The organism is Anabaena sp. 54 (assembly GCF_017355725.1).
GTDB classification, from domain to species: Bacteria; Cyanobacteriota; Cyanobacteriia; order Cyanobacteriales; family Nostocaceae; genus Dolichospermum; species Dolichospermum heterosporum.
The window spans coordinates 1-12,261 of the sequence record NZ_JAAVWA010000057.1 but is presented as its reverse complement, the minus strand read 5'-3'; the positions used below and the strand labels follow the sequence as shown (position 1 = coordinate 12,261).

Here is a 12,261-nt window from a genome sequence, read left to right as displayed (position 1 = left end):
CGACGCTCTTCCGATCTGGGGAGTGGGGGGAGTGGGGGGAGTTGGGGAGAAATTTCTTCCTTCTGAACTCCTGATAGCGCAGCGTGGCGTTAGCCATACTCCTGATCTTATGTCAAAGCATTAACTGAAACTTTACCTGCTACAGTGAGAGCGATCGCCTTCAATGCTTTAGCAGCGGCTGAATTAGGTTCACCAATAACTATCGGCACACCACTATCACCCCCAATTCTGGTAGAAATTTCTAATGGTACACATCCTAACAGAGGAACTCCTAATTCTGCGGCTGTTTTTGAACCACCACCAGAACCAAAAATGTCATATTGCTTATCCGGTTGATCTGGGGGAATAAAATAGCTCATATTTTCGACAATTCCCAAAACTGGAACATTTAACTGCTGGAACATCCGCAACCCCTTCCGGGAATCCAACAAAGCTACCGTTTGTGGTGTAGTCACAATAACTGCCCCTGCCATTGGTACTGATTGGGCTAAAGTTAATTGAGCATCACCAGTCCCTGGGGGCATATCCACAATTAAATAATCCAGTTCTCCCCATTCCACTTGATAAAGAAACTGACGAATCACACCATTCAGCATCGGACCGCGCCAAATTACTGGCTGATCTCGATCAATCAAAAAGCCCATGGAAACAAGCTTGACACCATGATTAAACGCCGGTTCGAGAATGTCCCCTGCCTCTGTAGACCGGACATTAATTTTAGCATCGCTTAAACCCAACATAGTAGGATCATTGGGTCCATAAATATCTGCATCTAATAAACCAACCTTAGCGCCAGTTTGCGCTAAAGCAACGGCGATATTTACAGCAACTGTGCTCTTACCAACGCCACCTTTACCGCTAGAAACAGCAATAATATTTTTTATCCCAGGTACACCGTTGCGGTCTGGTAAGCTTTTTTGCTGGGGTGTTTCCGCTGTTACTTCTATACTCACATCTGTAACACCAGGGAGCTTTTTAACAGCTTTTTGACAATCTTCGACAATAAACTCCCGTAAAGGACAAGCCGGAGTGGTCAACACCAAAGTGAAACTAACCTTGCCACCGTCAATTTTGACGTTGCGAATCATATTTAACTCTACCAGACTTTTGCGAAGTTCTGGATCTTCTACTGGTCGCAACACTTCTAGGACTGCGTGGGAATCTAGGACATCATACATAGTGTGTTTACCGTTGCCGCTGACTATAAAGCTTAAAAAATTTTCATTGACAGATACTAGAATCTTAACTTTATTGGGGTAATTGTTTAGTTGTCAGTTCTGAGAAACCTTTCGTTTAACGGCGAGTCTGTGAATGTAGAATCTTAGCGAACTTATCCCTAAAATTATCAATCATCCTGATATTAACAGTTCAATCTGTGCTAGAACCGCGATGCCAGCAGTTAATCCAGGATATCAAAAGTTGCAGCTTAGGAAGGGCTGGTAAAATATATATCCCTTGATCAGTATTAATCCCCCATTTTTTTTAGCTGTTGATATTGCATATTCTGAAAAAACGTTATAACTTGTTAAGTTGTAGGGGAATAATTTATTTTGTCATCGCAATAGCCAATTGTTAATTAAGTAGATATACTACATTTAAGTGGTTCTACATACACAAGAATCCACGTTTCTAGAAATTCAAAAAACTGTTAAATATGATGCAGTTTACAATACCTTTGCCATTTCTTATAGATTGGGTTGAGTGACAGTGTAACCCAAGGCATTTACTGGATTATGGCTCTCAACGCCACCTACGAATCAAGGCTTTTTTCAGTTTGTCAAAGGTATTGAGTTTAATTTTGGTATTGACTCATATTTAGTATTTTGAATGAATTGATATTTGCTATTTCAAAGTTATGATGAAAATGGCATTAGAGAAGAATTAAAGGTGCATCTACTCCCAACAAGTATACTATCTAAATGGAGTTAGTCTGGTAATGCAACTAAACAAATTAGAGACAAGTAAAAATATAGAAAATGAAGCTTGGCTTGCATTAGAGAATTCAATTCTCTACTACAAAGGTCAGCCCGTTGGTACTGTAGCGGCTTATGATTCATCCGTCGAAGCATTAAATTATGACCAATGTTTTATCCGGGATTTTGTTTCCTCGGCGTTAATTTTTTTGATTAAAGGCAGAACAGATATTGTCAAGAATTTCCTAGAAGAAACATTAAAGTTACAGCCGAAAGAAAAGGCATTAGATGCCTATAAACCCGGTAGAGGATTAATTCCAGCTAGTTTTAAAGTTGTTTCTGCCAATGGGGAAGAGTTTTTAGAAGCTGATTTTGGTGAACACGCGATCGCCAGAGTCACACCTGTAGATTCTTGTTTATGGTGGTTAATTTTATTACGTGCTTATGTAGTTGCTACTCAAGATAATTCCCTGGCTTATCAACCAGAATTCCAAACAGGAATTAGGTTAATTATGGACATCTGTTTAGCTAATCGGTTTGATATGTACCCGACGCTATTAGTTCCTGATGGCGCTTGTATGATAGACAGACGCATGGGAATTTATGGACATCCTTTAGAAATTCAAGTTCTATTTTTTGCCGCTTTACGTGCAGCGCGAGAACTACTAATTTGTAAAGGTAATGAGGATATTGTCGAAGCAATTGATAACCGCTTACCTTTATTATGTGGTCATATTCGTCAGCATTACTGGATAGATATTAATCGTCTGAATGCAATTTATCGCTTTAAGGGTGAGGAATACGGAAAAACGGCGGTTAATCTTTTCAATATTTATGCCGATTCCTTACCTTATTATGAGTTAGATAAATGGCTACCGAAAAAAGGTGGTTATTTTGCCGGAAATGTCGGACCATCACAAATGGATACTCGGTTCTTCACCCTCGGAAATTTGATGGCTGTAATTTCTGACCTTTCCACAGAAGAACAGTCCCAAGCAATTATGAATTTGATTGAAAAACGATGGGATGATTTAGTCGGAGATATGCCCGTTAAAATCTGTTATCCGGCTTTACAAGGTGAAGAATATCGAGTCGTCACAGGATGTGACCCCAAAAATATACCTTGGTCATATCATAATGCTGGTAGCTGGCCTGTCTTAATGTGGATGTTAGCAGCAGCAGCGGTGAAAACAAAAAAACCACAGTTGGCAGAAAAAGCTATTGCAATTGCTAAAGTCAGATTATCGGAAGATGAATGGCCAGAATATTATGATGGAAAAAAAGGCAGATTAATTGGTAAACAAGCAAGAAAGTATCAAACTTGGACAATTGCTGGTTATTTATTAGCGCAGGAACTCATAGATAATCCTGATTATTTACCATTAATTAGTTTTGATAAGTTACCTCCAGATGTGGTTTCTAGAGCCTGTGAGTTTGAAGTTGGTGGGATAGATCCTTACATGAATCCTTAAACCTAATTTTATCTGAAAACCGTAGGGTGGTTTAGTTATGAAAAACAAGATCCCCGACTTCTTAGAGAAGTCGGGGATCTGACTCTTGCAATGTATCCCTACGGGACGCTAAGCTGTTACGCAGCTAAATTTGATAACCATAATTTACTTGAACTTTGTAGTGCGGGCATCTTGCCCGCTAGAATTAGAGACTTCCAAATAAAAAAATGTCCCAAAACTGATGCAGAAATTCTCTCTCTGTGTACTCTGTGCCTCTGTGGTTCGTTTCTTAGGATAATTTATTTCTTGGAAGTCTCTTATACAAACTAAATGCACAACAGCTTAGTGTTTGTGTACAGAATCATAGATTATTTATGAGATTTTAACCATTCTTCCAGGTCGGTAATGTCTATAAAGTCTAATAATGCTTCTCCCAGGTCTTCTAGTTGTTCTATTGTGAGGTTGCTGATAGTTTCGATGTAGTTACCACTCAATTTCCCAAATTGCTTGGATAATATACGCACCAATAAGTTTGTTGCTTCTTCCTGCTTTGCTTCTTGATATACCCTAGTTTGCTTAATATCACTAACTAAAAACATCGCTTCAATCTCCTGACGGCTTAATTGTGAAAATTTGGACAACAAAACAGTCTCTAACAATTCTATAATACCTTGTTTTTCTCTGTTATTATCAATCTCTGTCTTTGTTCTTGCCATGAGATTTTTGACTAATTCTGGTGCTTGGGTTTCTTTACTGACAATTAATTCAATTAACCCCACACCAATTGAACCAGGTGGTAGTTCATCTAAATAAATGCGTTTGATTCTCCCACTATCAATTAATTCTTGTTGGTAATTAGTTAATACTTCTACATCTAAACTCCGTTTAGCAAATAAAGCTACTGCTTGCCAATCTTGTACTGGTTTAAATTGATTGAGATAAATGTTTATTTCTGCTATTAATTCCCAATAAAAATCAAGTTTGGGTTGGAATTGCACTTCGACAAAATAGATGGGTTTTTCCAAACTATCTGGCATGAAAATACCATCAAATCGAAAGGCTTTTTCTTTAACTTCGACGGAAGTAAAATTATAACCTTGAGCATTTTCTATTGGTTGTCCGAGCAATTCAAACAATAGAGTGTGAAAAGTGAGAAAAATTTGATAAAATATTGTATCTGTGTGCATAGTTTATAATATTGAGCCAGTTAAGTCTTCGGTTTCCCTACCAAGCTAACTGGCTCGGTTTTATATTTGGATATAGTCACCCACATCACTGGGTTTGAGTTTGGACTCTCTGGTGTACGCTTGATAGAATCCCTCCTATCAACTCTGACTGTAGAGAGTGCTGGCGAGGAAGACCCGAACACAACACGAAAACCGAGATTATTGTCTTGATTACGCGCGTTGTTCCTGTTACGATTCGCCGAACGGCAATTGATAGCATTGTTGTACCAAGAACCGCCCCGTTTAATAACTCAACCCCAAGCTATGTGCCATACATACTAAGAAGTATAAGCAAGGATAGCCACCCTCAATTTACAATATCCGAATATTAATCAGCGATATCGTTTACAAGTCTTTATTGTCGGGTCAGAAATGATAACTTCGGTAAAAATAAACATTTCGATATCTGACGCACCCTACTAAATCAAAAAAATTTGATCGCCTGACGGCGAGGGGTAAGGGTAGAGAAGAAAGAGAAGAGCGCAAAAGCGCAAGAGGGTAAAGGGCTAAGAGAATCCTGGCGAGGAAGACCCGAACACAACACGAAAACCGAGATTAACGCCTTGATTACGCGCGCTGCCCCTGCTACGACTCGCCGAACGGCAAATGAAAGCATTGCTGTACCAAGAACCGCCCCGAAATATATAAGCGCGATTATCTTCTTCATTTACCTTCAATTCTCCCCAAACTTCATTACCATTACTTTTTAAACGCGCTGGTTTTTCGCTATAACTGTCGTGAAATTCATCCAAACACCATTCCCAGACGTTCCCGTGCATTTGATATAAGCCCCAGGGGTTAGGGGTGAAACTATCCACATTTACGGTACATTCTCGATATTTGCCCTTGGGGGTATCCGCATAAGGATAATTGCCGTTATAGTTAACTTGATCAGTTGTAATAGTCTTACCAAAAGCAAAGGCTGTAGTTGTTCCAGCCCGACAGGCATATTCCCATTCTGCCTCTGTGGGCAATCTGACAGCCCGCTTTGTTTGTTCAGATAGCTTTTCACAAAAAGCCTGGGCTTCGTGCCAGGAAACGCCAATTACAGGCTGCTTATCGCCTTGAAACTCGGAATTATATTGCTCACATGGCTTAGTTTTCATGACAGCGTACCATTGGGCATTGGTAACAGCATATTTGCCCATTAAAAACTCTTGCAGATACACCTCATGCTGGGGGGTAGACCAATCTAACCATTCTTCAGCCTCTTCACGCTCTACGTTATATTTCAGGGCATTTTCTAGGGCTATTTGGCGTTCCTCTGGGGGCATTCCCATCATAAACTTCCCTGCTGGCACACGAACCAGTTCTATGGTTAAGCCTTGACCTAAATTTACAGTCAACTCCTGGCGTTTTGCTGCTGCTATTTTCTGTCCCTGTTCCTCTGAAGAACCTCTCTCCAAACCTCTCTCCTGGGAGGAGAGAGGCTTTGATTTCTCCCCCTTCCCTGGTAGGGGCTTATTTGACAATCTCCCAAAGGCTGCAATGGCTTTCATATCCTGTCCACCTGCGGCCACGTTCACACGCACCCATAACTGAAAAGCTAAATCAAAATTTCCTTCAATTTCTGCTTGCATAGCATCTTCTCTCAGGGTGCTAATATCCCTGTCAGTGGCAGATTTAGGCAATAAAATATAATGCAATTTTGTAGCAGGTTCTATGGCAGCATAGGGAGTCTGAGGATAATTTTTATGCTTTTGGGTCAATTGGGGAACTTGATAGCGCAAATAGTTATACAACCGTTCAACCGTCGCGCAGTTGCTTTCACCTTGAATTTTCAACCCATTGAGTAATACATGAGTAAAAGCACCCTGTTGAATTTCCTCAATTTCGTAGGAAACCTGACTGGGACTACAGGAATAAAAGGTAATCACACCTTGCTGTTTTTCTTCACCAATTCCCAAACCTGCGCTTTTTTGACCAGTGCTGCGACAAGCATCAATAAATAAAACTATATTATCTGCACCACTGCGCCGTAACCGTTCTGTGATGTAGGTAATGGGAATTGCTAAATTGGGTACAGTGCGAGGATTTCCATCTATGGGTAATAAATAATCTCGTCCTTCGTGGGGCATCCCATGACCGCTAAAATAGAACCAGAGAGTATCCCCAGATTCTAAAAAAGGCTGTTCAAAGCGATCATTGAAAAAGCTGTTTAGTGTACCGTAGGTTGGTTGAGTTTTCTTTCCCAGGCTGTTGCGCGGTGAATCATCAGAGAAAAAATATAGATACTCTGGTTGTACACCTAAACCAGTTGAAAAATAATCGCGCACCCGTTCTGCATCAGTTTTTGCATACTGGAGGCACTGAATTTCGTCATATTCGTTAACGCCAATGACAACAGCGCAATTCTTAGCCATATTGCGGTCAATTTACAGGTGATTGGGGTGATGAACGCTTAAATTTTAGCTCAATTGCGCCTTTACCAGCAGCCTTTACACCCGTACCCAGCAATTTAATTTCACCTTCACTACTAATTTCTACCGTGAGGGTAATTTCATCAAGCTGGAGTTCCCCTTGGGTTTCGACTTGCTTCTGAACATTACTAAACACACCACTGATTACACCCACAAAGTGCGACATTTGCTTCGCTAAGGTGCCGGCTGTAATGCGACTGTTTTTTATTTCTTCATCCGTAACCGCAGGACTACTGTAAGGATTACCATTACCTCTAACAGCTTTCATCCCTTGTTTTGAACCATTATCAGAACTACTTGCGGTGACAATCCACAGTTCTTCATCTTGCCAGTTTTTGTCTATCATGTTACTTTCTCACACCTGCTGTGACAATTCTCGCACATAAGTAGGTGAACACAATAAAACCAAACTGTGTAAAGAAATGTAAAATCCCCCAAACCCTCTTCACTCTTGCCTTTTGCCTTTTGCCTCTTGCCTTGCCATAACGACGATTTTCAATGCTAACCTACTTAAGTGAAGTGTAATTTGTGATGAAGTTGTCTGAATCAGGATGTCCAGGATTTAAGGATGAACAGGATTAGGATGGGAATATTTTCAGGCGTTGCTGATTAAGGGTAAGCTGTTACGCAGCTAAATTTGATAACCATAATTTACTTGAACTTTGTAGTGCGGGCATCTTGCCCGCTAGAATTATACAAACTAAATGCACAACAGCTTATAAATTTTAGTCTCACGCAAAAGCGCAAAGACGCAAAGGTAAGATTTTTAAAGGTTCAATTTGGAAATTTCATACCTCAATTCAGCAACGCCTATTTTCAATAGGTGTTTTGATGATTTTGGTACATAAGTGTAATTTGTGATGGAGTTGTCTGAATCAGGATGTCCAGGATTTAAGGATGAACAGGATTAAGATAGGAACATTCAAAATATTTGACACTCCCCGCCATAAATGGACGGGGATTCTTAAGACCAAATAAATAATCTTAACGGCGATATCAATGCGCCTCTACTGATTCCACTAGAATTTAATCCTAGCTTTACCGCTACTTTTCTGAAAATATTAGCTGCACCGTTGCAATCTGCATTGATTTTTGTACCATCTTGAGAATGGTACAAACCCCGGCTAACTCTTCTTCCTGACTCTTTCCACCCTTCAGGTTTTGCACCGAATGTAGGTAGAAAATCATTGTCTAGAAACGATGTTTTTGAGGTATAAGATTCTTCAGTTTCAACGAACTTAATGCCGTATTGTTCACACAGTTGAGCAATGCGGTTTTTTAATCTTGCGGTAGGAACTTGGACAAATTTTTGATTAGTTTTAGAACCTAAATTTATAGAATCTTTTTGTCCAACGTTCCAGCCAAAAACGACAGTCCCAATTTTATGATCAATGCAATGGTTGATTACGATTCTAGCTGCTTTATTAGTAGCGTCCCTCATCCGGCGATTCCGCTTTTCAGTTATTGACGCTAATTGCTTAGACCAAAAACCTTGAAGTTGATTTTCTTTGAGAACCGAAACTCGTTTGTTGTACCATTGATTCACTGATTTTAACTTGCGTCCGTCAATCAGAAATGACGTACCAACGTTACTGACACAGGTTAGCCAGTTGTTCAACCCGTGATCAATTGATAAAACATTCTCAATATTTACGTCGGGCTTGTGAGAAGTTATTTTATAAATTAACTCCAAATAAAATTCATTATTCCTTGGCAGTATGCGGTATTCTTTGATGTCCTTATGCTCTAAATTAGAAGGCATGGGAACATAAAAAGCGTTAAGCCCAAACCAAACTTTCACCTTACTACCCATCGGAAATCTTAGCTTACCGTTCTTTAGTTTAATAGCTTGTCCAGGAAAAGTTACGAGATTTAATCCAGGTTTTCGGTATCCAGGTAGCTTAGGTTTTTGAGTGACTGTACCATTTTTAATCCCTTTCAAAAGTCCAATATAAGACTTGAACGATTCCGCCACAGTTGTTAAACATTGCTGTGCAGCTTGAGAATACATTGCCCCAAAATGTGAATTACTTGCTAACTCACGATGCAAGTCAAACTTACCAGGAATTTTACCCGTCTTAAAAAACAATTGTCTGGCATAATAAGTCCCACAATTAGCAAGTTTATTTGACTCCCCACATAAGAACTCAAGAACCGCTCCTAATTCATTGTTGGGACTGATTAGTATTTGCTGGCATCCATACATTGCGTTTTTCTCCCTTTGTCTTATAATAACACAATGTACTAACAACCGCAAGACATTATGAAAGATAAAACAGTATCAGTCCGACTCTCAGAACGCAGAAAACATAAGCTGTTTTTATATGCAGCGCAAAGAGAGAAAACAGTTACCGCATTGATAGAAGATTGGGTAGATAGCTTGAAACTCAAGGATAATATTGAAGGTGGTTAAAACCGCCCGTGTCGTTTTTCATCCCCTGTCTGAAGCACGAAAGACGGAACTAGCGTTCCTGTTTCTCAGGGGCTTTCAAACTTCCCGGTTTCCCTTGTAAATTAAGTAGTGAGACAGAATTAATTACACAATATTATTGCGTAAGCGTTGCGTGGCGTTAGCCATATGGAACGAAGTGAAATGAAGCAATCGCCAGGGTTGTGATTGCTTCCCTTCCCTCGCAATGACTGTAAATATTTTTGTCCAATTACTTAAGTGTACCAATTTCAACCAAAGTAAACAGGATGATTATCTTTCATGACCAATCCCCGCCAACTCGCCTTTATTGCTCTTAAAGAAGTACACAAAGGAGCTTATGCTGATGTTGCCCTAGACCGAGCGCTACAAAAATTTAAGTTACCCGACGCAGATCGCCGATTAATGACAGAATTAGTCTATGGGAGTGTGAGAAGACAACGCACTTTAGACGCTATTATTGACCAACTTGCTACAAAGAAAATTCAGCAACAACCAAAAGACCTTCGCACAATTTTACATCTGGGTTTTTATCAACTGCGTTATCAAGAAAGAATTCCCGTTTCTGCGGCTGTAAATACCACCGTCGAATTAGCAAAAGAAAATGGTTTTCCTGGTTTAACTGGGTTTGTCAATGGTTTATTACGTCAATATCTCCGACTTGCAGAAAAGTCATCAGAACCGCTAAAGTTACCAGAAAATCCAGTAGAAAGATTGGGAATATTACACAGTTTCCCTAATTGGATAATTGAGGTTTGGTTAAAAGAATTGGGTTTTGCAGAAACAGAAAAACTTTGTGCTTGGATGAATCAAACCCCAACAATTGATTTACGAGTAAATATCCTGCGTAGTTCTTTAGAAGAAGTAGAATCAGCTTTTGCATCTGCTGGTGTCTTAGTTAAACCTATTCCCCATTTACCCCAAGCTTTACGATTAATTGGTAATAACGGCGCAATTCAAAATTTACCTGGTTTTCATGAAGGTTGGTGGACTGTCCAAGATAGTAGCGCTCAATTAGTTGGTCATTTACTTGACCCTCAACCCGGTAATGTGGTGATTGATGTTTGTGCTGCACCAGGGGGGAAAACCACCCATATTGCTGAGTTAATGGGAGATAAAGGCAAAATTTGGGCTTGTGATAAAACTGCTTCCCGGTTACGGAAATTAAAAGAAAATGCTCAACGTCTAAATTTACAATCTATCGAAATTTGTTCAGGAGACAGCCGCAATTTACCGCAATTCTACAATTTGGCTGACCGTGTATTGCTTGATGCTCCTTGTTCGGGTTTGGGAACTATGCACCGTCACGCTGATGCGCGTTGGCGACAAACACCGGCTTCTGTTCAAGAACTTTCCCAATTACAAAAAGAATTGTTATCACACAATGCAACTTTTGTCAAGACTGGCGGCGTTTTAGTTTATGCCACTTGTACACTGCATCCAGCGGAGAATGAACAGGTAATTTCGGAGTTTTTAGCCGCAAATCCCCATTGGCAAATTGAACCTCCTAGCTTTGATTTTGCCGATATTTCTCCCCTGGGGTGGTTGAAAGTTTGGCCTCACCAACAGGATATGGATGGTTTTTTTATGGTGCGCTTAAGAAAAACTAAGGATTCCGAGTGAATACCAATAGTGATTGTAAGATTTAATCAAAGCCCGAATCTACCAGAGGAGGCAGTGATGGTTAATCATTCTCATGTAAAAAACCTAGTAAAAATCCTGATTGGAGCAGCTTGGATTGATGGCAAAATCCAACCAGAAGAACGGCAATATCTGCGAGAAATAGCCCAAGTTAAAGGTTTAGCCAATGATCCAGAGATTAAACCTTGGTTGTATGAATTAGTGCCAGTCAAGCCAAATGAGTGTTATCAATGGGTCAAGGAATATTTAGGCGATCGCCCAACTCAGGAAGATTACGAGGATTTAATTGAAGCTATCAGTGGCTTAATTTACAGTGACGGTGATGTAGCCGTTGAAGAAGCAAGACTCCTCTCTCAATTGGAAGAGTTAAGCAAGTCTAGTGAATCTCACCCCAGTATCCATATAACTTTGCTCAAACAGATTAAAAAACTTTACCGTCGTTGGGTGGATGTACAGAATTAGGTAATGGGTAATGGGTAATGGGTAAGAGAACTCCACAAAAAAGATGAACTGCTTGCAGCAGCGCCTCGCTATCCAATCTTGTGGGATGGGCATCTTGCCCGTCCTTGTATTATTGGCAGGCAAGATGCCTGCACCACAAGAAATTTTGGGATATTTTTTTAATTGGAAGTCTCTAATGGGTAATGGGTAAAACATTCTTGCCAATGACCAATCACCAATCACCAATTACCGAATCTATTCCTTTTCTACCTTGGGGATAATGTCAGGGCGTTCCTTATTTTCCCAACCGGGGGGACGTTTGGAGTTGTACCAGGCAATTGAACCAATGGTGATAGCAGCGACAAAACCCACTACATACACCAAAGTAAAAGCTAGGGGAAAGTGATTTCCGGTATCTGGTACTTGGACTTGGAGCAATAAATAACTCATGACTATATTCGTCTAATGTAGGTTACACTTCTTAACAAAGTATAAACTGAGTTAATCACCTACATCTACCCCAGGAAAAATCTTTGCTGTTTCTAGGGAATAGGGAGTAGGGGAGCAGGGGGCGGGGGAGTAGGGGGAGTAGGGGGAGTAGGGGGAGTAGGGGGAGTAGGGGGAGTAGGGGGGGTAGGGGGAGTAGGGGGAGTAGGGGGGGTAGGGGGGGTGGAGGGGGAGTTTCTTGTTTGTGTCTTGTTTGTTGTTTGTGGTGTGGTTGGGAGGAGCGTCGTGTAGGGA

At 40.4% G+C, this 12,261-nt stretch carries 10 protein-coding genes; 4 read left to right on the top strand and 6 right to left on the bottom strand.

Annotated elements, in window-relative coordinates:
• Positions 1–107: 107 nt before the first annotated feature.
• Positions 108–1,178: an Mrp/NBP35 family ATP-binding protein gene (locus HEQ36_RS25515; protein ID WP_168637253.1), complete on the bottom strand. Its 1,071-nt coding sequence runs from the start codon at positions 1,176–1,178 to the stop codon at positions 108–110.
• 758 nt (positions 1,179–1,936) lie between these two features.
• Between HEQ36_RS25515 and HEQ36_RS25510 the strand changes: the two genes are divergently transcribed.
• The gene (locus tag HEQ36_RS25510; protein ID WP_053538016.1) at positions 1,937–3,385 is read left to right on the top strand and encodes a glycoside hydrolase 100 family protein; all 1,449 of its coding nucleotides are present in this window, start codon (positions 1,937–1,939) and stop codon (positions 3,383–3,385) included.
• A gap of 347 nt (positions 3,386–3,732) precedes the next feature.
• Here HEQ36_RS25510 and HEQ36_RS25505 read toward each other — a convergent pair whose 3' ends face one another.
• The 4 genes from HEQ36_RS25505 to HEQ36_RS25490 all read right to left on the bottom strand — a co-directional run bounded on the left by HEQ36_RS25505 (position 3,733) and on the right by HEQ36_RS25490 (position 9,216).
• Positions 3,733–4,551 (bottom strand): DUF2887 domain-containing protein, encoded by an 819-nt coding sequence (locus tag HEQ36_RS25505; RefSeq protein ID WP_053538017.1) that lies wholly within the window; start codon positions 4,549–4,551, stop codon positions 3,733–3,735.
• Between the two features lie 545 nt (positions 4,552–5,096).
• Positions 5,097–6,953 carry an SUMF1/EgtB/PvdO family nonheme iron enzyme gene (locus HEQ36_RS25500; protein ID WP_168637252.1) on the bottom strand — a complete coding sequence of 619 codons (1,857 nt, stop codon included), beginning with the start codon at positions 6,951–6,953 and terminating at the stop codon, positions 5,097–5,099.
• 7 nt (positions 6,954–6,960) lie between these two features.
• Positions 6,961–7,356, bottom strand: a complete 396-nt coding sequence (locus HEQ36_RS25495; RefSeq protein WP_168637251.1) for a hypothetical protein — start codon at positions 7,354–7,356, stop codon at positions 6,961–6,963.
• Between the two features lie 618 nt (positions 7,357–7,974).
• Entirely contained in the window at positions 7,975–9,216 is a 1,242-nt protein-coding gene (locus tag HEQ36_RS25490) for an RNA-guided endonuclease TnpB family protein (RefSeq protein WP_053538020.1), read from the bottom strand.
• A gap of 57 nt (positions 9,217–9,273) precedes the next feature.
• Here HEQ36_RS25490 and HEQ36_RS25485 point away from each other — a divergent pair, with 57 nt between their 5' ends.
• From HEQ36_RS25485 to HEQ36_RS25475, 3 genes are all read left to right on the top strand, one after another.
• Positions 9,274–9,423 (top strand): hypothetical protein, encoded by a 150-nt coding sequence (locus HEQ36_RS25485; RefSeq protein WP_168637250.1) that lies wholly within the window; start codon positions 9,274–9,276, stop codon positions 9,421–9,423.
• Between the two features lie 297 nt (positions 9,424–9,720).
• Positions 9,721–11,061, top strand: coding sequence for a 16S rRNA (cytosine(967)-C(5))-methyltransferase (locus tag HEQ36_RS25480; RefSeq protein ID WP_168637249.1), 1,341 nt, complete (start codon positions 9,721–9,723; stop codon positions 11,059–11,061).
• A gap of 57 nt (positions 11,062–11,118) precedes the next feature.
• Entirely contained in the window at positions 11,119–11,541 is a 423-nt protein-coding gene (locus tag HEQ36_RS25475; protein ID WP_053538022.1) for a TerB family tellurite resistance protein, read from the top strand.
• Between the two features lie 234 nt (positions 11,542–11,775).
• On the opposite strand, the gene HEQ36_RS25470 is transcribed toward HEQ36_RS25475, so the two are convergent.
• Entirely contained in the window at positions 11,776–11,970 is a 195-nt protein-coding gene (locus tag HEQ36_RS25470; RefSeq protein WP_053538023.1) for a hypothetical protein, read from the bottom strand.
• Positions 11,971–12,261 lie beyond the last annotated feature (291 nt).